18 protein-coding genes are annotated in these 20,948 nt (G+C 72.1%); 4 read left to right on the top strand and 14 right to left on the bottom strand.

What is annotated here, in order from left to right; translation table 11 throughout:
- Window positions 1–52: 52 nt before the first annotated feature.
- The 6 genes from ACFW5B_RS31315 to ACFW5B_RS31290 form a co-directional block, all read right to left on the bottom strand.
- Window positions 53–478, bottom strand: a complete 426-nt coding sequence (locus tag ACFW5B_RS31315) for an NUDIX hydrolase (protein ID WP_386447073.1) — start codon at window positions 476–478, stop codon at window positions 53–55.
- Between the two features lie 61 nt (window positions 479–539).
- Window positions 540–665: a hypothetical protein gene (locus tag ACFW5B_RS31310; protein WP_386447070.1), complete on the bottom strand. Its 126-nt coding sequence runs from the start codon at window positions 663–665 to the stop codon at window positions 540–542.
- A gap of 105 nt (window positions 666–770) precedes the next feature.
- Window positions 771–2,078, bottom strand: coding sequence for a CHAD domain-containing protein (locus ACFW5B_RS31305; RefSeq protein ID WP_386447066.1), 1,308 nt, complete (start codon window positions 2,076–2,078; stop codon window positions 771–773).
- A complete protein-coding gene (locus tag ACFW5B_RS31300; RefSeq protein WP_386447064.1) occupies window positions 2,041–4,323 on the bottom strand; it encodes an RNA degradosome polyphosphate kinase in 2,283 nt (760 codons plus the stop codon). Before ACFW5B_RS31300 ends, ACFW5B_RS31305 begins: the two co-directional genes overlap by 38 nt.
- Before the next feature lie 388 nt (window positions 4,324–4,711).
- Window positions 4,712–5,758, bottom strand: coding sequence for an ABC transporter permease (locus tag ACFW5B_RS31295; protein ID WP_386447062.1), 1,047 nt, complete (start codon window positions 5,756–5,758; stop codon window positions 4,712–4,714).
- Window positions 5,755–6,846 carry an ATP-binding cassette domain-containing protein gene (locus ACFW5B_RS31290; protein ID WP_386447059.1) on the bottom strand — a complete coding sequence of 364 codons (1,092 nt, stop codon included), beginning with the start codon at window positions 6,844–6,846 and terminating at the stop codon, window positions 5,755–5,757. Before ACFW5B_RS31290 ends, ACFW5B_RS31295 begins: the two co-directional genes overlap by 4 nt.
- A 99-nt stretch (window positions 6,847–6,945) precedes the next feature.
- Between ACFW5B_RS31290 and ACFW5B_RS31285 the strand changes: the two genes are divergently transcribed.
- Window positions 6,946–7,551, top strand: a complete 606-nt coding sequence (locus tag ACFW5B_RS31285) for a GNAT family N-acetyltransferase (protein ID WP_386447056.1) — start codon at window positions 6,946–6,948, stop codon at window positions 7,549–7,551.
- 116 nt (window positions 7,552–7,667) lie between these two features.
- On the opposite strand, the gene mshD is transcribed toward ACFW5B_RS31285, so the two are convergent.
- Window positions 7,668–8,606, bottom strand: coding sequence for a mycothiol synthase (gene mshD / locus ACFW5B_RS31280; RefSeq protein WP_386447053.1), 939 nt, complete (start codon window positions 8,604–8,606; stop codon window positions 7,668–7,670).
- Between the two features lie 154 nt (window positions 8,607–8,760).
- Here mshD and ACFW5B_RS31275 point away from each other — a divergent pair, with 154 nt between their 5' ends.
- The gene (locus tag ACFW5B_RS31275; RefSeq protein WP_386447051.1) at window positions 8,761–10,578 is read left to right on the top strand and encodes a bifunctional metallophosphatase/5'-nucleotidase; all 1,818 of its coding nucleotides are present in this window, start codon (window positions 8,761–8,763) and stop codon (window positions 10,576–10,578) included.
- A gap of 95 nt (window positions 10,579–10,673) precedes the next feature.
- On the opposite strand, the gene ACFW5B_RS31270 is transcribed toward ACFW5B_RS31275, so the two are convergent.
- The gene (locus ACFW5B_RS31270) at window positions 10,674–11,600 is read right to left on the bottom strand and encodes a phosphotransferase family protein (RefSeq protein WP_386447048.1); all 927 of its coding nucleotides are present in this window, start codon (window positions 11,598–11,600) and stop codon (window positions 10,674–10,676) included.
- Window positions 11,601–11,841: 241 nt separating this feature from the next.
- Between ACFW5B_RS31270 and ACFW5B_RS31265 the strand changes: the two genes are divergently transcribed.
- Window positions 11,842–12,129: a hypothetical protein gene (locus ACFW5B_RS31265; protein ID WP_386447045.1), complete on the top strand. Its 288-nt coding sequence runs from the start codon at window positions 11,842–11,844 to the stop codon at window positions 12,127–12,129.
- Here the strand turns inward: ACFW5B_RS31265 and ACFW5B_RS31260 are convergent.
- Window positions 12,108–12,965: an SDR family oxidoreductase gene (locus tag ACFW5B_RS31260; protein ID WP_386447042.1), complete on the bottom strand. Its 858-nt coding sequence runs from the start codon at window positions 12,963–12,965 to the stop codon at window positions 12,108–12,110. The genes ACFW5B_RS31265 and ACFW5B_RS31260 overlap by 22 nt on opposite strands.
- A gap of 310 nt (window positions 12,966–13,275) precedes the next feature.
- Between ACFW5B_RS31260 and ACFW5B_RS31255 the strand changes: the two genes are divergently transcribed.
- Complete coding sequence (locus ACFW5B_RS31255; RefSeq protein ID WP_386447039.1) at window positions 13,276–14,655, top strand: DUF2993 domain-containing protein; 1,380 nt, start codon at window positions 13,276–13,278, stop codon at window positions 14,653–14,655.
- A 160-nt stretch (window positions 14,656–14,815) separates the two neighbouring features.
- Here ACFW5B_RS31255 and ACFW5B_RS31250 read toward each other — a convergent pair whose 3' ends face one another.
- From ACFW5B_RS31250 to ACFW5B_RS31230, 5 genes are all read right to left on the bottom strand, one after another.
- Window positions 14,816–16,306, bottom strand: a complete 1,491-nt coding sequence (locus ACFW5B_RS31250) for an ATP-binding protein (RefSeq protein ID WP_386447036.1) — start codon at window positions 16,304–16,306, stop codon at window positions 14,816–14,818.
- Window positions 16,303–17,040 carry a response regulator transcription factor gene (locus ACFW5B_RS31245; RefSeq protein WP_386447033.1) on the bottom strand — a complete coding sequence of 246 codons (738 nt, stop codon included), beginning with the start codon at window positions 17,038–17,040 and terminating at the stop codon, window positions 16,303–16,305. The genes ACFW5B_RS31250 and ACFW5B_RS31245 overlap by 4 nt, the downstream gene beginning before the upstream one ends.
- A gap of 134 nt (window positions 17,041–17,174) precedes the next feature.
- Window positions 17,175–18,269: a S1C family serine protease gene (locus ACFW5B_RS31240; protein ID WP_386447030.1), complete on the bottom strand. Its 1,095-nt coding sequence runs from the start codon at window positions 18,267–18,269 to the stop codon at window positions 17,175–17,177.
- 117 nt (window positions 18,270–18,386) lie between these two features.
- Complete coding sequence (locus tag ACFW5B_RS31235; RefSeq protein ID WP_386447028.1) at window positions 18,387–19,412, bottom strand: LacI family DNA-binding transcriptional regulator; 1,026 nt, start codon at window positions 19,410–19,412, stop codon at window positions 18,387–18,389.
- A 24-nt stretch (window positions 19,413–19,436) separates the two neighbouring features.
- Window positions 19,437–20,279 (bottom strand): response regulator transcription factor, encoded by an 843-nt coding sequence (locus tag ACFW5B_RS31230; protein ID WP_386447026.1) that lies wholly within the window; start codon window positions 20,277–20,279, stop codon window positions 19,437–19,439.
- Between the last annotated feature and the right edge of the window lie 669 nt (window positions 20,280–20,948).

The raw sequence follows: 20,948 nt of genomic DNA, 5'->3' as shown, positions 1-20,948 counted from the left end.
ACGCTGACCGTTGAAGGTCCCTGCCGGCGAATTCCAGGGGTGGGGCTCTTGCTCAGACATCACGGCTCCCGAGGGTGGCGAGAAGGGCAGGGATCAGTTCCCGGTCTCTGTCCCAGGTGAGTCGTTCACGGGCTTCCTGGGGAGACAGCCAGTCGATTGCGCTGACCTCATCGCTCGGCTCGAACGTGCCGCTCGTAGCTTCCGCTGCCCAGTACCGGACGATCTTCGGGCGGTCTTGCGCGTCGGTGTAGACCGCCGAGGGGAGTTCAGCCCCCAGTCGGCAGGCCATACCCGTCTCTTCCAGTACCTCCCGAAGTGCGGCGCTACGGAAGGTTTCATCCCGCTTGAGCTTGCCCTTGGGCCAAGACCAGTCCGACCACTTGGGCCGGAAGACCAAGGCCAGTTCGATGCCGTCTCCGGAGGTCGAGCGACGCCACAGCACACAGCCAGCCGCACGGACCACAGATGCACGCTCCATGGCTCCCATGCTGCTCCATCCCGCCTGCACGCCCCTTGACCTGCGGCGTTCTTCACCGTGGTTAAGGTTCATACGGGTCGTCGTACTTGGGGCGGTGGACGAGGGCGATCTCCAGCGCGTCCGTGGAGCGCACCCGGCGCCACAGGACGCAGCCCGCGGCGCGTACCGGCTTCTCGGGGTACGTCACTTCAACACCCCTTTCCGTGCGGTCATGCGGCCGCCTCCGTGCGGTCATACGGCCAGCCTCTCAGCCCGGCCGCGCCCCGTCCGCACGTTCATGTCGCGCGCCTCCTCAGCTCGAACGGTCCTGCGGCCGTGGCAGCCAGACGCGGCCGAAGGCGAAACGGGCCGCCTCCACCTCGTGCCGCTGGTCGGCGTGCAGCACGCCCAGGGCGTATGCGGTGGCCGGGGCGATACGGGGGGTGCGGGCCGCGGCGGCGGCTGCCGCGGCGGCCTCCGCGGCGTCGCGGTGCCACTCCAGAGCCCGGCCGGCCTCCGCGAGCCGCGGGTCGCCGGCCTCGGGTGCGAGCACCTCCTGGGCGTAGCGGCTCAGCCGCACCAGCATCCGGACCTGATGCCAGGGCGCGTCCTGGCGCTGGTCGGCGGCGAGCGCGGCGGCGTTGTACGGGTAGCCGGCGCGGGACAGCGGCAGCGCGGCGACCGCCTCCGCCAGCCGCCGGTGCGCCTGCTCGGCGAGCGGCGGCAGGGCCTCGGCGGCGGGGAGCCCGGCGGTCGTACGGGCCAGTGGCGCCTCGGAGGCGAGCACCGCCACGGAGTCGGCGACGGCGTGGAAGCGGGAGGAGCCCAGGGCCTGGAGCGCGGCGGAGTGGGCGCGGGTGCGGGCGAGAGTGAGCTGGCGGTCCAGCAGCGCCCCGGCGCGCGCCGCCCCGGCCGACAGCGCGAGTTCGGAATCGGGATCGGAAGAGGCAGATGAGGTAGCGGAGGCAGCCGAAGCCGAGGGGGGCGGAGTGGTGGTTCTGGGCGTGCGGTCGCCGCGTTTGGCCCGTTCGCCGCGGGCCGGGCGGTCGCTGCGTTCGGGGCCCCGGCCGGTCAGCCGCTGGAGGGCCGCCATCAGCCGTTCACGGCGGGCGGCGCAGGCCTGTTCGCGGGAGAGGGTGCCGGAGAGCCAGCCCAGTTCGGAGCGGAGCTGGTCGGCCCAGTCCTCCTCGGTCAGCGGCCGGAAGGTGTACAGGGTGGCGCTGATCCGGCGGGCGGCGCGGCGCAGCTGCCGGGCGGCCTCTCCGGCACCCTCGGCGTCCGAACCGCTCTCCCGGTGCAGCCGCAGACTGCGCAGGAAGTCCGCGGACTGCTGGTGCAGGTAGTCGGCGAGCACCTCGTCGGCCGTACGGGAGGCGAGGTCGGCACCGATGCCGGAGCCGGTCGCGCGGTCGTCGTCACCGCCGGTGCGGGCGCCCGTCACGGGTCCGTACGCGGCGTCGTCCGGGCCGTACATGCCGTCGTTCCCCCCGTACGGCCCGTCCACCACCGCGGCTCGGGCCCCCGGCGCCCGGCCGGGCTCGTATCCGGTTCCGAGGAGACCCGCCGGTCCTCCGCTCGGCTGGTCATGTCGCTGGGCCACGCCGGCGCCTCCGGGCGTCAATGAGCATTTCCTGTACGTTGCGCAGCGGCGCGCCGTCCGCGTCCACCGCCTGCCGGGTCCAGTCGCCGTCCGGGCCGAGGTGCCAGGACGAGGTGGAATCCGCGGTCCCCGTCTCCAGCAGCCGGTTGAGGGAGGCGCGGTGCGCGGGGTCGGCGACCCGCACCAGCGCCTCGATCCGGCGGTCCAGATTCCGGTGCATCATGTCGGCGCTGCCCAGCCACACCTCCGGCTCCCCGCCGTTGCCGAAGACGAAGATCCGGGAGTGTTCGAGGAAGCGGCCGAGGACGCTGCGGACCCGGATGGTCTCGCTCAGGCCGGTGACGCCGGGCCGGAGCGCGCAGATGCCGCGGACCCAGATGTCGACCGGGACACCGGCCTGGGAGGCCCGGTAGAGCGCGTCGACGACGGCCTCGTCGACCATCGAGTTGACCTTCATCCGGACGTAGGCGGGCCGGCCCGCGCGCTGGTTCGCGATCTCCTTGTTGATCCGCTGGATCAGGCCGTCCCGCAGGGACTTGGGGGCGACCAGGAGGCGGCGGTAGGTCTCGCGGCGGGAGTAGCCGGAGAGCCGGTTGAAGAGGTCGGAGAGGTCGGCGCCGACCTGGGGGTCGGCGGTCAGCAGCCCGAGGTCCTCGTAGAGCCGCGCCGTCTTGGGGTGGTAGTTGCCGGTGCCCACATGGGAGTAGCGGCGCAGCATCTCGCCTTCCTGGCGGACCACCAGCGAGAGCTTGCAGTGCGTCTTGAGGCCGACCAGGCCGTAGACGACATGGCAGCCGGCCTCCTCCAGCTTCCGCGCCCACTTGATGTTGGCCTGCTCGTCGAAGCGGGCCTTGATCTCGACGAGGACGAGGACCTGCTTGCCGGACTCCGCGGCGTCTATCAGGGCGTCCACGATCGGCGAGTCACCGGAGGTGCGGTAGAGCGTCTGTTTGATCGCGAGCACGTCCGGATCGGCGGCGGCCTGCTCCAGGAACGCCTGGACGGAGGTGGAGAAGGAGTCGTAGGGGTGGTGCAGCAGCACGTCGCGGGAGCGCAGCGCGGCGAAGATGTCCGGCGCGGAGGCCGACTCCACCTCGGCGAGGTCCCGGTGGGTGCCCGCCACGAATTTGGGGTACTTCAGCTCGGGCCGGTCCAGGGCGCCGATCCCGAAGAGGCCGGTCAGATCCAGCGGTCCGGGCAGCGGGTAGACCTCGGCGTCGGAGATCTTCAGCTCCTGGACCAGCAGGTCGAGCACGGCCGGATCGATGGATTCCTCGACCTCCAGGCGGACCGGCGGCCCGAAGCGGCGCCGCATCAGCTCCTTCTCCAGCGCCTGGAGGAGGTTCTCCGCGTCGTCCTCCTCGACCTCCAGGTCCTCGTTGCGGGTCACCCGGAACATGTGGTGCGCGCGCACCTCCATGCCCGGGAACAGTTCCTCCAGGTGCGCGGCGATGACGTCCTCGATGGGGACGTAGCGCTGCGGGGAGGCCTCCAGGAAGCGGGAGAGCAGCGGCGGCACCTTGACCCGCGCGAAGTGGTCGTGGCCGCTGACGGGGTTGCGTACGACGACGGCCAGATTCAGCGAGAGGCCGGAGATGTACGGGAAGGGGTGCGCCGGGTCCACCGCCAGGGGCGTGAGCACCGGGAAGATCTGCTGGCGGAAGAGGGTGAACAGGCGGGCCTGCTCCTTCTCGGTCAGCTCGGGCCAGCGGATCAGGTGAATGCCCTGGTCAGCGAGCTCGGGGGCGATGTCCTGCTGGAAGCAGGCGGCATGCCGGGCCATGAGCTCGCGCGAGCGCGTCCAGATCAGGTCCAGCACCTCACGGGGCTGGAGCCCGGACGCCGAGCGGGTGGCGACGCCGGTGGCTATGCGCCGCTTCAGTCCCGCGACCCGGACCATGAAGAACTCGTCCAGGTTGCTGGCGAAGATCGCCAGGAAATTAGCCCGTTCGAGGAGCGGGGTGGCCGGGTCCTCGGCCAGTTCCAGCACCCGCTCGTTGAACGCCAGCCAGCTCCGCTCGCGGTCCAGGAACCGGCCGCTCGGCAGCTCCTCGCCGTCCACGCCCACCACGCCCGTGTCCTCGTACGCATCGGGATCGGCGTCGAGGTCGGGCTCCAGGCCGGGCACCGTGCCCCGGACCGCGTGCGGGCGGTGCGCGGCGATCGAGCCCACGGAAGGCTGGGCCGAGGGGGCCGGGGCCTGCGGGGGCTTGGTGGCGGGCATCTCGGGCTGGACCTGTGCCTGAGCGCTGGGCTGCTGGTTCATGGCCTTATTCTTCCGCGTTCCAGGGGTTCCAGGCGCGTCGGGAGGGGGCGGCGCGAGACGGAGCCTCGGGTTCGGGACGTTCGGCACAGCGGGCTGCATTCAGCGATGCTCGCAAGTGACGTTGAATCGCCGGTAACGCGGACATGGCGCACAGGCAAGCGGGATGCTGCTCCCAGGGGTTTTCGGGCCTGCGGGGGCCCGGCACCACACCTGCGACGGCGAGGCCCGGGGGCCGGGAGCTAAGGCCGGCCGACGGGCCGCGTCCCTTGTTTTCCCCCTGGGCTGTCTTTGTAACACGTCCGGCGAGCGGGGCGGTATGTCCGGTTTGTTGGATCAAGGGACGGGCGAGGTGAGCTCTGCCGGATCTCAGCCGCGCCGGCGCCGGGCCTCAGCCGTGCCGGCGGCGCATCACCCGGAACGCGAACACGGTCAGGACGGCCGTCAGGGCGAGCACGATGCCGCTCTCGATCCACGCCAGCGGCCAGTGGTGCGACACGGGGTGGTGGTCCATGTACTGGCCGGCCACGCCCTTTGCGCGCAGACAGGGCTCCATGCCGGCCACGGAGTCGCAGATGTTCTCCGGGAGGTGGGTGCCGGCGCGGGTGTGATACCCCTGCCCCACGAGCCAGGCGTTGTCCGGCAGCTGGGGCGACTGCTCGGCCCCGAACTCGGTGGTCGCGATCGGCATCAGATACGGCCTGATCTGCTTCAGCACGACCTCGATCAGGACCATGGCGCCCAGCGTCACGCCCATCGTCAGCACCGTCCCGCGCAGCAGCAGACCGGCCAGCACCCCGACCGCCAGGGCCAGCAGCGAGTAGGCGACCGGCACCGGCCCGAGCGCGGCGAAGTCGAGGGTGGAGTACCAGTAGGAGCCCGAGACCTCGTCGCCGACGGCCTGCCACAGCCAGGCGAACACCGCCGAGAGGGCGGTGGTGGTGAGCAGCACGATCAGCGCGGGCAGCGCGGTCTTCGCCGCCAGCCAGCGCAGCGGGCTCACCGACTGGGTCAGCACGAGCTTGTGGGTGCCGGCCTCCAGCTCACGGGCGATCAGCGGTGCGCCGAGGAACAGGCCGATCAGCACGGGCAGCAACAACAGCCCCATCTCGGCGAGTTGCAGGGCGAAGCCGTAGGTGCCGCGGAAGGCGGTGACCGCCTCCTGGGTGCCGTCGCAGCGCGGGACGAGGGAGATCAGCGAGCAGCCGTCGATGTGGTGGGCCGCGATGAATCCGGCCGCCCGGCCGCGCAGCACCGCGCACCAGACCGCGCCGACAACCACGGCGGCCCACAGCGCAGCGAAGAACAGCCGGTGCTGCCGCCAGACCAGCCAGCCGATGCCGCCCAGCGGTCCGGACCGGCCGGACGCCCGGGTGCCGCGCCCGTCGCCCGCGGCGGGTTTGGCACCGTCCGCCCCGAGGTGTGCTGTGGTGGTCATGCCGCCGCTCCCTTGCCGCTGTGTTGGGTGTGCCGTGCGCGGGGTGCGCTGTCCGGCGGGTTCTTCCAGGTGCTTCGCAGGCCTGCCGGGCCGGGGGTCCCGTTGCGCGGCAGACCGGGGATGCCGGGCTTGTTGCCGGGCCGGCGGCAGAAGGACGCCGAGACCGGTTCCGCGCTCGGCGCGATCAGATCGGGGGCGTCGGGCGCGCGCAGATAGGCGAGCAGGAGTTCCTCCAGGGACGGCTCCACGGCCTCCCACGCCCCCGCCGCCACCGGGCCCTTCCGCCGTACGACCGCGGCGAAGTGACGCCCCGCCAGCTGCGCCTCGACGACCGGGTGCGCGGCGATCTCGGGCGGCAGCGCCTCGCCGGGGCGCTGCCCCATGACCAGGGCGTGCGCCCCGATGACGTCATCGACCTCGCCCGCGAGCCGCACCCGGCCGCCGCCCAGCACCAGCAGGTAGTCACAGACCCCGTCGAGCTCGGCGAGCAGGTCCGACGACAGCACGACGGTGGTGCCGTGCTCCGCGGCCTGGGCCAGCAGCAGCGCGGCGATCCGGTGCCGTACGAGCGGGTCGACACCGGCCAACGGTTCGTCGAGCAGCAGGAGTTCAGGGCTCCTGGCGAAGGCGAGGGCCAGCCCGAGACGGGTGCGCTGCTCGATGGTGAGAGCGCCGACCCGGGCGTCGAGGGGGATGCGGCCGTCCTGGACGATCCGCTCGGCGCGCCGCCGGCTCCAGCGGCCGGGGTGGAGCTCGCCGCCCAGCCGCAGGCGCTCGGCGACCGTCAGCCGGGGGTGGCGGGGCTTGCCCTGGGCGAGGTGGGCGACCGCGCCGTGGGCCGCGGCGCCGGCCGGGGCCTCGCCCCAGACCCGTACGGCCCCTTCACGGGGGCGGGCCAGCCCGGAGACGAGCGAGAGCAGGGTGCTCTTCCCCGCGCCGCTCGGCCCGACCAGCGCGCAGATACGGCCGGCCGGCAGCCGGAAGGTGCAGTCGCGCAGCGCCCAGTGGCGGCGGTAGCGCTTGCCGAGACCGACCGCCTCGATGGCGGTACGCCCCGAGGCCCGGCCGGTCATCTGATGCCTGGCCATCGACCGCATCGCCCCCCCTGACCCATTCCACTAATTAAGTAGTGAAAGGGTGGGGGAAGCGGGCTGCACCTGTCAACCTCGGCCGCCTACGCTTCCCGCGTGGCCACTTCTCCCGCACCCGCGACACCGCCGCTGCCGTACACCCCCGACTACCCGATCCGCACCGAACGCCTGGATCTGCGCCCGGTCACCCTCGACGACTTCGCGGCGATCCACGCCTACCGGAGCCGCCCCGAGGTCAACCGCTACCTCCGCTCGGAGCCCTTCGACGAGGCCGCGTCCCGGGACTTCGTCGCCTCCACGTCCAGCCGCACGGCGCTGCGCGAGTCCGGCGACGGCCTCCAGCTCGCCGTCGTCGTCCGCGACGGCGGCACCCTGGTCGGCGATGTCACCTTCGTCTGGAAGAGCCGCGAGCACCGCCAGGGCCGCATCGGCTATGTCTTCCACCCCGGGCACGCCGGCCACGGCTACGCCACCGAGGCGAGCCGGGCGCTGCTGAAGCTGGGCTTCGAGGAGCTGCAACTCCACCGCATCCAGGCCGAGTTGGATGGCCGCAACACCGCCTCGGCCCGGCTGCTCGAACGGCTGGGGATGCGCCGGGAGGGCCATCTGCGGGAGAACGAGTTCCTCGACGGGGAGTGGAGCGACGAGGTCATCTACGCGATGCTGGCGCGCGAGTGGCGGGCGCTGGGGGAACAGGCGTAGGGGGCGGGCCGTACGGGGACAGCCGTAGGGAACGGGCCGTACGGGGACAGCCGTAGGGAACGGGACCCTCATGGATCGATCCCGCCCCCTCAGGCCCGCTTACGCCTGCGGCCGCCTCACGTCTCCGACCGGTACATCAGATCCGTCTCGTGCGTGGCGAAGCCCATCCGCTCGTACACGGTCACCGCCGCCTTGTTGTCCGCGTCCACGTAGAGCATCGCCGTCGGCAGCCCCTGACCGGCCAGGTGGCGCAGCCCGATCGAGGTCAGGGCCTTGCCGAGGCCGCCGCCCTGGGCGCCCGGCCGCACCCCGAGCACATAGACCTCCCCGAGGCCCTCGTCGGCGTGCACCTTGGTCCAGTGGAAGCCGATCAGGCGGCCGTCCTTCTCCGCCAGGAAGAAGCCCTTGGGGTCGAACCACGCCTCGGCCTTGCGGTCGTCCAGGTCGCGCTGGATCAGCGAGCCCTGCTCCGGGTGGTGCGCGAACGCCTCGGCATTCACCTCCAGCCAGGCCGCGTCATCGGTGCCCGGCTGGAAGGTCCGTACGGACACCCCGGCCGGGAGCACCGGCTCCGGCAGCTCCAGGTCCGTCAGCCGGCGCCGCATCTGCCGCAGCTCCCGGAACATCGTCAGCCCCAGGGTCTGCGCGAGGTGCCGGGCGGCCGGATGCCCGCCGTGCGCCCAGACCCGCAGCCGGCGCCCGGACTGCTCCAGCAGCTCGCCGCCCAGCGCCCGGCCGTGCCCGCGGCCGCGGTGCCCCGGGTGGACCACCAGCTCGGCGGCCGGTGCCTCCACCGGGTCGGTGTCCTCCAGCTGCCCGTAGGCGACCAGCTCGTCGGCCTCGTCGACGCGCGCGTACACCAGCACATGGCGCACGCCTTCGCGCCCGCCGCCGCGCAGCTGCAGCCGCCCCTGCTCGGACACGGCGGGCTGCCCGTCCGTACGCGCGGCCCGCTCGATCAGTTCGAGGACGGCCGCGCCCGCCTCCGGCGCCAGCTCGTCGACCACCTGGATCCTGCGGCCGGCCCGGCCCATCTCCTGTCCCGCGTCATTCATGTGTGAAGCGTACGACCCCGCCGGGCTCCCGTAGGGGCACCACCCGCACGCCGTCCCCTCCCCGGCCACCCGGCTCGTCACCCGTGCACCCCTGTTGCACTACGCGCGTCGACAATAAGCTGCCGTCCGCTCAGGAACATCCAGGAGGGGAACCATGCCAGCGACACCGCAACGGCGCCGCGCCGTACGAAGATTGACGATCGGCGCCGCCGTACTGGCCGCCGCCGGAATCGCCGCCACCGCCCTGCCGGCCGGCGCCGACACCGGCCAGGGCGCCCGCACCGACGGCACCGGCCGCACCGTCGACGTCCAGCTGCTCTCCTTCAACGACTTCCACGGCAACCTGGAGCCGCCGCAGGGGTCCTCCGGCACGGTCGAGGAGGTGCAGCCGGACGGCAGCAAGAAGAGCGTCCCGGCGGGCGGCGCCGAGTACCTCGCGCAGTCGCTGCGGACGGCCCGTAAGGGCCACCCCTACTCGGTGACCGCCGCGGCCGGCGACCTGGTCGGGGCCAGCCCGCTGCTGTCCGGGCTGTTCCACGACGAGCCGACCGTCGAGGCGATGAACAAGCTCGGCCTCGACGTCACCTCCGTCGGCAACCACGAATTCGACGAGGGCCGGTCGGAACTGACCCGACTTCAGCAGGGCGGCTGTCACCCGAAGGACGGCTGCTACGAGGACGGCAGGAAGTTCCGGGGCGCCGGCTTCCCGTACGTCACCGCCAATGTCACCGACGACAAGACCGGCAAGCCGCTGCTCAAGCCGTACTCCGTCTGGAAGCGCAAGGGCGTCAAGATCGGCTTCATCGGGGTGACCCTGGAGGGGACCCCGGACATCGTCAACGCCGAGGGCATCAAGGGCCTGAAGTTCCACGACGAGGTCGAGACGATCAACAAGTACGCCAAGGTGCTGAACCGCCAGGGCGTCAAGGCGATCGTCGCCCTCATCCACGAGGGCGGCATGCCGGCCTCCACCTCGTACAACTACAACTGCGACAGCCCGGGCCCTGGCGACGGCATCTCCGGGCCGATCACCGAGATCGCCGAGCACGTCACGCCCCGGGTCGACGCGCTGGTCACCGGCCACACCCACCAGGCCTACGCCTGCACCGTTCCGGACCCGTCCGGGAGGCCGCGCACCGTCACCTCCGCCGCGTCGTACGGCAGGCTCTACACCGACACCACGCTCACCTACGACCGCCGCACCCGCGACATCGTGCGGACCACCGTCAAGGCGCCCCACTCAGCGAACCACGTCGTCGACCGCACCCAGCCCAAGGCCGCGGACCTGACGTCGCTGATCACCCGCTGGAACAAGCTGGCCGCGCCGGTCGCGGGCCGCCCCGTCGGCCATATCTCCGCCGACATCGCGGGCCGCGGCGCCACCACCCCCGAGTCACCGCTCGGCGACGTCATCGCCGACGCCCAGCTGGAGGCCACCAAGGCCGACGGCAAGGGCGGCGCGCAGCTGGCCCTGATGAACCCCGGCGGGGTGCGCTCCGACCTCGCCTTCAAGGCGTCCGGCCCGGAGGGGGACGGGGTGGTCACCTACGGGGAGGCGTTCACCGTCCAGCCGTTCACCAACATGCTGAACGTCGTCGACCTCACCGGCGCCCAGCTCCTCAGCGGGCTCCAGCAGCAGGTCAGCGGCCCCAACGCGGCCTCCCCCAAGATCCTCCAGGTGTCCCAGGGGCTGACCTACACCCTGGACATGACCAAGTCCGGCGCCGACCGCGTCGTCAAGGACTCGGTGAAGCTGAACGGGGTGGCCCTCGACCCGGCCAAGACCTACCGCGTCGCGATGAACGAGTTCCTGGCCGGCGGCGGCGACGGCTTCCCCGCCTTCAAGGACGCCAGGAACAAGTACGTCGGCCCCTCCGACCTCGACGCTTTCACCGCCTACCTGACCGCCCACTCCTCGGCGGACAAGCCCCTCACGCCGCCGAAGGCTGACCGGATCACGGTGGTGAAGTAGGCGGCAGCCCCCTGAGGGGCGGCCGGCAGCGCACCGGCCGCCCCTGACGCCCGCCCGCGCACTCCCCCGCCCGGCCTCCGGCTTCCCCCCACCCCTCACTCCACCCCGAACCATGTCTCCGCAAGGGACTTCAGGGTCGGGGCGGGTGGGGCGGGGAGTTCGCGGAGGTAGCGGGGGAGATTGCCGTAGACGTGCAGGAGGGTGAGGGCGAGGAGTTCGTCGGGGGCGAAGGACTCGCCGTAGGCGCGGAAGACGCGCGACAGGAGGCGGGGGTCGGCGCGGGAGACGTAGAGGCCCACGGCGACGAAGTCGTAGGCGCGGTGCCCGATCATCGCGGGTTCGAAGTCGAGGAGGCCGGTCAGCCGCCAGTCGTCGTGCTCGTCGACGGTCAGATGCTGCCGCATGAACTCGGTGTGGAGCAGGACGCCGGGCTCGTCGTCGGGCAGCGGCACGGACGCGAGGAAGTCGGGGAGCTGCTCCAGCCAGGGTTCGGGGAGGCCGCGGGCTCGCTGCCGCCCGACCGCCGTGGCGCGCTGCCGGCCGAGGAAGTCGCCCCAGTCGCCGGGGCCGAGGGCTCCGGCGAGCGGTGCCGGGTCCAGGGCGTGCAGGGCGGCCAGGGTCTCGCCGGCCTCGGTGGCGATCCGGTCCTGGTCGGCAGCGGGGACACGGGGCCAGGTGACGGCCAGATCGGTGCCGCGCAGCCGGGACATCAGGACGTAGCGCCAGCCGTTCTCGTACGCACCGGCGTCGTGGACGTACGGGGTGGGGACCGGGAGCCGCCCCTGGAGGTGGGTGAGGACCCGGGCCTCGGTCACCCCGTCCTCGGCCGCGATGGCGGGGAAGAGCTTGAGGACGTAGCGGCTCCCGGCGGCGTAGACGGGCCGGGAGCCGGTCGGATAGCGGGTGAGGGGGTCGGCGCGGATACCGAGCCGGGTGCAGAGCGCGGCGGCGCCGGGCCGCATCACCGCTTCGTCGGGGACGATCGCGTCCCACTCGTCGTCCGTGTCCACGCGAGGCAGCATGCGCGGACGGTAAGGCGGTGGGCGGAGGGACGGCAAAGGGTTTTCGGGGCCCCGAGTGACAGGGACCGGCCGTATGAGGAGTGGGGTCACCCGTAGGGGAGTTGGGACAACCGTAGGGGACATGGGCGTTGCCTGTCGGAGAGTTGGGGCTACCCGTAAGGCAGTTGGGGCTACCCGTAGGGGAGTCGGCGGTCCGCTCGCGACGGTCCGGCCGTGGGGGCGCCGGCTGCCGCCGTGGACGGTGCTGCCGCCGCTCCGGTTCGGGGCGGTGCTGCTGCTCGTACGGGGTGTGCCGGGGCTGGTCGAGAACGTCACCACGGCCACCGGGCTCACCCCTTACCGGCTGCTGGGGCTGGACGGGCAGCCCGCCGACCCGGCGACCGGGGAGTTCTGGACGGAGATGGCGATCAATACGTACTTCTTCGTGGGCGCGGTGGTGATGCTGCCGCCGGCCCTGCTCCATCACCGGGGCCTGCGGGCCGCCGGGCGCGCCGGCGGCCCGTCCGGTCAGGAGAAGTCGGCGGCGTGATCCCGGGCCCACTGGGCGAACGTGCGGGCCGGGCGGCCGGTGACCCGCTCCACGGCGTCCGCGACGGGGAACGCCGGCGCGTCGACCGAGCGGCCGAACATCCGGACCAGCTCCAGCGCGGCCTCCTTGGGGAGGTGCGGCCCGGCCATCGCCTCGGCCGCCTCCTCCTCGGTGATCTGCTCGACCCGGGTCTCCCTGCCGGTCGCCCGTCCGATCTCGGCGACCTGCTGAGCCACCGTCAGCTCCTCCGGGCCGGTGACGACATACGCCTGGCCGAGGTGCGTACCGCTGCGGTCCAGCAGGGCGGTGGCCGCGACGTCCGCGAGGTCGGCCTCGTGGACGGGGACGCCGCGGGCGCCCGGGTGCGCGTCGCGGACCACGCCGGTCGCACGGATCGCCGGGGCCCAGGCGAGCGCGTTGGTGGCGTAGTTGCCGCCGCGGACAAAGGTCCACTCCAGGCCGGAGTCCCGGACCACGCGCTCCAGACCGGCGTGCAGCCGGGCGATGTGGTGCGCGTCGTCGGCCGGCGTATCGGTCACCGCCAGCGAGGAGTTGAGAACGATCCGGCGGACCCCGGCCCGGACGGCGGCCTCGGCCAGCGCCGCCGCGGCCCGGTCGCCGCCGGCCGCGAGATTGAGGAACAGCGCGTCGGCGCCGGTCAGCAGCGGCGCGAGCTCGTCCGCGGCGGTGAGGTCGGCGCGGACGGTCTCGGCCGCGGCCGGCAGCCCGGCGCGCACCGGATCGCGGGTCAGCGCGCGGACCGCGGCGCCGTCCGCGAGGAGCCGGCCGACAAGTCCGCGGCCGATATTGCCGGTTGCGCCGGTCACAACGATCATGGGGGCAGCTTCCTGCGACTTCATGGGATGACAACCGTCTTCCGTTAGTTGAGTGAATGCGCTGAATGTGAGCAAGGAAACAAGAAAGCCGGGCAATGGCGCCGAACGGCTTGCTATGGATCATTGGTACGGATCAATGGCGCGACAAGCCGCACCGTGTTGCATGGGTCACCAAGAGATGTGACGGTAGTTCAAGTCGCCGCAGATGTACGGCAATTTCTTGCCAAGAGTGCCGGGACAACCCGCATGTATCCGACTTACTTCCGATGCGGCTTGCATGCCCGGGCCCCGCTCGTGATGAAATAATCGGATGCGAACCCCCACACGCATATCTTCACCCTCGCCCCCGCCTGCCGCGCACGCCGAATCCCTTGCGCCGGGCGCCCCGGACGACACCACCGGGGACACCAGAAAGCTCGACGCGATCAATCCCTACGCGGACCTGGCGGCCCTCGCCGACCCCGAGCCGGAGCCGGAACCCGGGCCGGAATTCGGCTCGTCCGACACCGCTCCCCACCGCCGTTCCTACCTCAACGAGCGCGACGACAGCGACGATCCGCTCGGTCTCGGGCTGCGCTCGGACGACGAGCGGGACGAGTCCTGGAAACCGCCGAACCACCGTCGGAAGAACCGCCGCAAGAAGCGCGGCCTCAGCCGGTTCGCCGCCATGTCGCTCACGCTGAAACTGCTGGTAGCAGTGCTGGTCGGCACGGCATTCCTGGGACTCTTCGACCGCTTCGCGGTGCTGTACGCACAGAACGCGGCCGCGGAAAAGGTGAAGGACGCGCTGCATCTGAACGCGACTCCCGAGGTCGACATCAAGGGATTCCCGTTCCTCACCCAGGTCCTGGACAAGCACGTTGACCAGGTAAAAGTCACGATTCCCGACCTGGCGGCGGACCGCGTTTCGCTGGCGAAATTCGAGGCCACCGCGAACGATGTGCGGATCGAGGGGGATCTGCCCAGCTCCATCAAGGGCGCCACGATCGGCACCATGAACGGCAGCGTGCTGCTCGCCTTCGACGACATGAATCGCGAACTGGGTGCCTCGCAGGTCAAGTTCAGCGAAATGGGGCCCAACGCGGTCCGCGCCGTCGGGCAGTTGCCGATCGCCGGCCACGAGCTGCGGGTGCGGGCCGAGGCACGCATCAAGCGGGCCGGTGACCGCGGTGTCTCCACCGACATCAGCCGGATGCGCCTGGACATCGGCGACATCGCCGTCTACCGCCCCGGCACCGGCAAGGAAGAGGGCCTGCGGCTGACCCGCAAGACCGCCGCCGAGCTGAGCCGGCAGGCCGCCAAGGTCAAGTCGATGCTGAGCATCCCGGCGATCGCCGACCGGATCGGCATCCCCCATGCGTACATCCAGGAGGCGCTGCACAACGAGCAGAAGCTGCACGAGCTGACCGGCTCGCCGCGCTTCATCGACAAGCTGATGAAGGTCAATCTGGTCGATGTGGTGGCCGACCACCCGTGGCTGCTGCAGAAGGTCGGCATCGACCCGAAGATCCTCGGCGCGCTGACCGGGCTCACCAAGCCGCAGCTCGCGGACCAGCTCTCGCTGTCCTTCCAGCTGCCCAAGACGCCGGGGAACGTCCGGCTGCGCAACATCTCCGTCGAGGAGGACGGCATCCGCGCCGACATCACGGGGTCGGAGCTGCCGTTCGGGGACGCGGCGAAGAAGAAGTAGCAGCCGGCGAAGAGGATGTGGTTCAGAAGCGGGGACGCACGACAGGGGCCGCAGCTCCGGACGCCGTAGGGGGCGATCCGGGACTGCGGCCCCTGAGCGTGAGGGGGGCCGGGCGGGTCGTCGCCCGGGCCCGTAGGGGATAGCCCGGCCGGGCTATCCCCTACGGGGCGTCCGGCGTCCCGGGCTCCGCCCCCGGCCCCGGCATCCCCGGCGGCGGCGTGGCCGCGCCCGGCAGTGTCAGCACCGCCTCCGTGCCGCCGAGGTCCGCGGAGCGCAGCCGTACCGCGCCGCCCGCCTGCTCCGCGGTCCGCGCCACGATCGACAGCCCCAGGCCACTGCCCGGCAGGCTGCGGGCGGACGGCGAGCGCCAGAACCGTTCGAAGACATGCGGCAGTTCGTCCTGCGGAATGCCGGGGCCGTGATCGCGTACGGTCAGCTCGCCGCCGGTCAGCCGCACCTCGACGGTCCCGCCGGCCGGGCTGAACTTCACCGCGTTGTCGAGCAGGTTGACCACCGCCCGCTCCAGCGGGGCCGGCTCGGCCCGGACGTACCAGGGGTCGAGGTCCGCCGCGATGGTCAGCGACGGGCCGCGCAGCCGGGCCCGCTCCAGCGCCGCGCCGACGATCTCGTGCAGCGCCACCACCGCGACGGCGCTCTGCCCCGGCCCCGGCGGCCGGGACAGCTCCTGGAGATCGCCGATCAGCGCCGCCAGCTCCCCCATCTGCGCCTTCACCGAGGTCAGCAGCGCCTCTTTGTCGGCGGGCGGGATCGGCCGGCCGGACCGCTCGCTGCGCACCAGCAGATCGATGTTGGTACGCAGCGAGGTCAGCGGCGTCCGCAGCTCATGGCCCGCGTCCGCGATCAGCTGCTGCTGCAGGTCGCGGGAGGCGGCCAGCGCCGCGGTCATGGAGTTGAACGAGCGGGAGAGCCGGGCGATCTCGTCCTCGCCGTCGGCCGGGATGCGGATGGCCAGGTCCTCGGTGCGGGCGACATGTTCGACCGCGTCGGTCAGCCGGTCCACCGGCTTGAGGCCGGAGCGCGCGATGACCAGACCGGCGGTGCCCGCGCCGACCACACCCAGCCCCGCGACCGCCGCCAGCAGCAGCGCGAGGCGGTTCAGCGCGCTGTCGACCTCGGTCAGCGGACGCGAGATGGACACCGCGAACTGCACGCCCTGGACGCCGATGTGCTTGGTCAGCACCCGGACGTCCGCGCCGCCGGTGGTGACCGCGTCATGCAGGGTGTCCCGGGCCACGCCCTGCGCCACCGCGACATCCGCGCGCTGCACCTGCACCGGCTGGGAGTTGGGCCCGATGCAGCGCGAGCCGTCGACCTGGACGATCTGGACGTTGTAGTACGAGGGCGGGGCGTTCTTGCTCTCGGTCGGGTCGGTGGGCTGGCAGTTGGCGTAGGTCAGCTGGAGGTAGTCGGCGGGGACGCTGACGTTCTGCAGCGAGCTGTCCACCTCGTCGCGCAGCTGGGCCCGGGTGAGCAGCCAGCAGGCCAGCGCGGAGACCGCCACCGCCACCGCCACCGCGGCCGCCGTGAGCAGGGTCAGCCGCGAGCGCAGCGGCAGCCGCGCGAACCGTGCGCCGAGCCGGCTGTACGTGCCGTCCGCCGCCGCTCCCCCGTGGGTGATCGTCGTGGTCATTCCGCCCCGCCGTCCGTCCGCAGGACGTAGCCGACCCCCCGCACGGTGTGCACCAGCCGCGGTTCGCCGCCCGCTTCCGTCTTGCGGCGCAGATACATCACGTACACGTCGAGGGAGTTGGAGGTGGGTTCGAAGTCGAAGCCCCATACGGCCTTCAGGATCTGCTCCCGGGTGAGCACCTGCCGCGGATGGGCGAGGAACATCTCCAGCAGGGTGAATTCGGTACGGGTCAGCTCGACCTGCCGGCCGCCCCGGGTCACCTCACGGGTCGCCAGGTCCATCCGCAGATCGGCAAAGCTCAGCACCTCGCCCTCCTCGGGCGGCGCACCGGCCGCCGCCGCGTACGAACTGCGGCGCAGCAGGGCCCGGATGCGGGCGAGCAGCTCGTCCAGCTCGAAGGGCTTGACGAGGTAGTCGTCGGCGCCGGCGTCCAGCCCCGTGACCCGGTCGCCGACCGTGTCCCGTGCGGTCAGCATCAGGATCGGCACGGTCACCCCGCTCGCCCGCAGCCTGCGGGCGGCGGTCAGGCCGTCCATACGGGGCATGAGGACGTCCAGCACGATCAGTTCCGGGTCGTAGGCCGCGACCTTCTCGACCGCGTCCAGACCGTCGACCGCCTGATCGGTCACATATCCCTCGAAGACCAGCGAGCGCTGGAGGGCCTCGCGGACCGCGGGCTCGTCGTCGACGATCAGGATGCGGGCGGGGTGGTCACCGTGCTCGGCGGGGCTCATGTGCGTGGATACCTCGGACCTCGGGTGGCTGCGGGCGGCTGGTCTTCAGCCTTGCATGACGGCGGGCGATCCGAGAGGGGAGACGCCGGGCGTCTCCTGCCGGGGTGGTGCCGGGCGACGGGCGGGGCGGGCGGTCAGACACCGCCGTTGCCGCCGCCGCGCAACGCGTCGAGGTCGTCCTTGACGGTGTTGATCGGGATCGCGAAGCCCAGGCCGACGCTGCCCGCGCTGCTGCTCGACGCCGAACTCGGCGAGTACATCGCGGAGTTGATGCCGATGATCTGCCCCTGCATATTGATCAGGGCGCCACCGGAGTTGCCGGGGTTGAGCGAAGCGTCGGTCTGTATGGCCTTGTAGGAGGTCTTCGACGAGCCGGTGTCGCCGTTGTACCGGTTGCCGCCGAACTCGAACGGCCAGCCGCCGCGGCCGCCCGGACCGCCCTGCTGCCCCTGCCCCTCCTCCTTGGGGACGGTCACGTCCCGGTTGAGGGCGGAGACGATACCGCTGGTCACGGAGCCGGTGAGGCCCTCGGGCGAGCCGATCGCCACCACCTGGTCGCCGACCGTGATCTTGTCGGAGTCGCCGAGCGAGGCCGCGGTGAGGTTCTTGCCGCCGCGCACCTTGACCAGCGCCAGGTCCTTGTCGGGGTCGGTGCCCACGACCTTGGCCGTCTTCCGGCTGCCGTCGCTGAAGGTCACGGTGACCGTGTCCGCGCCGGCCACCACATGGTTGTTGGTGACGATCTCACCGTCGCTGGTGATGACCACCCCGGAGCCGGTGGACTCACCGCCGTCGGTCCGCGCCTTGATCTCCACGATCGCCGGGCTGACCGCCTTGGCCACCGCCGAGACCCCGCTGCCGCTGGTCTTGCCCGCGTTGACCAGCGGCGTGGAGGACGTCTGCGGTGCCGACCGGCCGGTGGCGTCGGCCAGCAGCATCGCGCTGCCCCCGCCGATGAGACCGGACGCGAGCGCCACCGCCGCGATCAGTGCCACCGGCCGCCGGGCCCGGCGCCGCGGCTCGGGCGCGGCCGGGGGCGGCGGAACCGCCTGCCCGCCGAAGCCGGCGTACGACGAGGAGCCCGCGGCACCCCCGTACGTCTCCTGGCCGTGGTCGGGGCCGTAGCCGTACCCCTGCCCGTGGCCGTGTCCCTGGCCGTCGTCCCCGTACGCGGAGTACGAGCGGTCCTGTGGCATCTCATCGCCGCTTCGGCGGTAGCTCTGGGTCATGGAGATGACTCTGCGGCCGCTGCATGAGAGCTGCCTGAGAATGCCCTGAGAGACCCGACAGAAGTAGGTATGCCCGGTATAAGGACGGCCCGGACCCTCGGCGCGGACCGGGCGCGCTCAGCCGCCGCAGCCGCAGGAGCGCCGCACCACCAGCCGCGACGGGAACTGCCGCAGCCGCTCCCGCCGGGAGCCGGCCACCCGCAGGCCGTCGTCCAGCACCAGGTCCACCGCCGCCCGCGCCATCGCCTCGCGGTCCGAGGCGACCGTGGTCAGCGGCGGGTCGGTCAGCGCGGCTTCCTTCACGTCGTCGAAGCCCGCGACCGCCAGCTCACCGGGCACATCGATACGCAGCTCACGGGCCGCGCGCAGCACACCGATCGCCTGGTCGTCCGTCGCGCACATGATGGCCGGCGGCCGCTCCGGGCCGGCCAGCAGCTTCAGCGCGACCTGGTAGGCGTCATAGCGGTTGTACGGGGACTGGAAGTAGTAGCCCTCCGGCGACCGCCCGGACTCCAGCATCGCCCGCCGCCAGCCCTCGACGTGATCGGTGACCGGGTCGCCGGACTTCGGGGTCTCCTCCGTACCGCCCAGGAAGGCGACGTACGGATGGCCGTGCTCCAGCAGATGCCGGGTCGCCAGCTGGGCACCCCACACGTCGTCCGTCATCACCGCGACATCGTCGATGGCGTCCGGCCGCCGGTGCAGCAGCACCACACGCGCGTCCCACGCATCGATCTCGGCGGCGGCGTGCTCACTGGGGCCCTGGCTGATCAGGATCAGCCCGGCCACCCGCATCCCGAGGAACGCGCGCAGGTAGTGCACCTCGCGCTCGTCGAGATAGTTGGCGTTGCCGACCAGCACCATCTTTCCGCGCTCGGCGGCGGCCTGTTCGACGGCGTGCGCCATCTCCGCGAAGAACGGCTGCCGGGTGTCCGGCACGATCAGGCCTATGAGGTCGGTACGGCGGGACGCCATCGCCTGCGCGACACGGTCCGGCCGGTAGCCGAGCTCCTTGATGGCGGCGAGCACCCGCTCGCGCGTGGCCGGGGCGACCGGCCTTGGTCCGTTGTTGATGACGTAGCTGACAACGGCGGTGGACGTACCCGCCAGTCTTGCCACATCATCCCGCGTCACCTTGGCCACGCGCGGCAGTCTACGCGGGTGGTGCTACCGGCGGGCAGGCCGTGCGCTCCGGGAGTCCGCGCCCGCGGTGACCGCCTTCCCGGAGCCGTCACCGTCCCCGTGCGCGCCGCCCTCGGTCCGCTGCGCGCCGGCGCCGGACTTCGCCGCCTTCGCCGCGTCCTCCTTGGCCTGGGCGGCCTCCGCCGCCCGCTCCACCTTCTCCGGCGTCACGAAGCGGTAGCCGACGTTGCGGACCGTGCCGATCAGCGCCTCGTGCTCGGGGCCGAGCTTGGCGCGCAGCCGCCGGACGTGGACGTCGACCGTCCGCGTACCGCCGAAGTAGTCGTAGCCCCACACCTCCTGCAGAAGCTGGGCACGGGTGAAGACCCGGCCGGGGTGCTGCGCCAGGTACTTCAGCAGCTCGAACTCCTTGAAGGTCAGGTCCAGGACCCGCCCCTTCAGCTTCGCGCTGTACGTCGCCTCGTCCACCGAGAGATCACCGTTGCGGATCTCCATCGGGCTGTCGTCGGTCGTGATCTGCTGGCGGCCCATCGCCAGCCGCAGCCGCGCCTCGACCTCGGCGGGGCCCGCGGTGTCCAGCATGACGTCGTCGACGCCCCAGTCCGCGGTGACGGCGGCGAGCCCGCCCTCGGTCACCACCAGCACCAGCGGACAGCCGGGCCCGGTGGACCGCAGCAGCTGGCACAGGGACCGCACATGCGGAAGATCACGGCGGCCGTCGATCAGTATGACGTCGGCCCCCGGGGTGTCGATCAGGGCCGGGCCCTCGGCGGGCGCCACCCGCACGCTGTGCAGCAGCAGGCCCAGCGCCGGGAGCACCTCCGTCGACGGCTGGAGTGCGTTGGTCAGCAGCAGGAGCGAACTCATTCCCGACCACCTACCCGGTTCCCGGGGCTCTGTGTCCTCCGTTGCGTGCGGTCCTGCCTGCTTCGCTCGCCCATGACGTCTGGTTCCTCCTCGGTCCCTGCGACGGGGGCACCACCCGGCCCTGGCCGGGGGAGTCTGCGGCACTGCTTCGTACGGTTCCTCCAGCCGCGCGACGGGGGCGGCTGAAAGCACAAAAGGACCCGGGGGCTACGCTGCCCGGATCCTTCTTGCCCAGCAGGATAGCTCAACCGGCCTTCTGACCCGAGGCCGCTTTTGCAGCTTTTTGTATTCCGCCGATCACTTCGAGTGGCGGAACGGGGCCGTCGTTGACCGCGGCCCGCAGCTTGGCCGGGGGCGCGCACACCCCCGAATCCCCCATGTGAAGCGGCCACGGGCCCCTTGGGCGGGGCCCCGGCCGGCGGCCCTGCGTGGGGCTTCGCCCGCCCGCCGAAAGTCTCAATTTCTTGGACGCCGGCGTTCCACGATGTGGACTCGGCCCACGTTTTTGGCTTACCCGCCGTGGTGGTTGCTCGCCGTTTGTGGCCCGCTTCGCGGTGCCCCGCCGCCGTTGCGCCTGCGGCGGGCGGTGCCGCTGCGCGGGGCTGTCGGGTGCGGTGACGGGCCTGCGCGGGTGGGGGTGTCCGGACTGCTTCGCTTTACGTCCGGACC

This window comes from Streptomyces sp. NPDC058773 (assembly GCF_042746015.1).
Lineage (GTDB): Bacteria > Actinomycetota > Actinomycetes > Streptomycetales > Streptomycetaceae > Streptomyces.
Note: the sequence above shows the minus strand (reverse complement) of the source record. Positions and strands in the feature narration are given on the sequence as shown.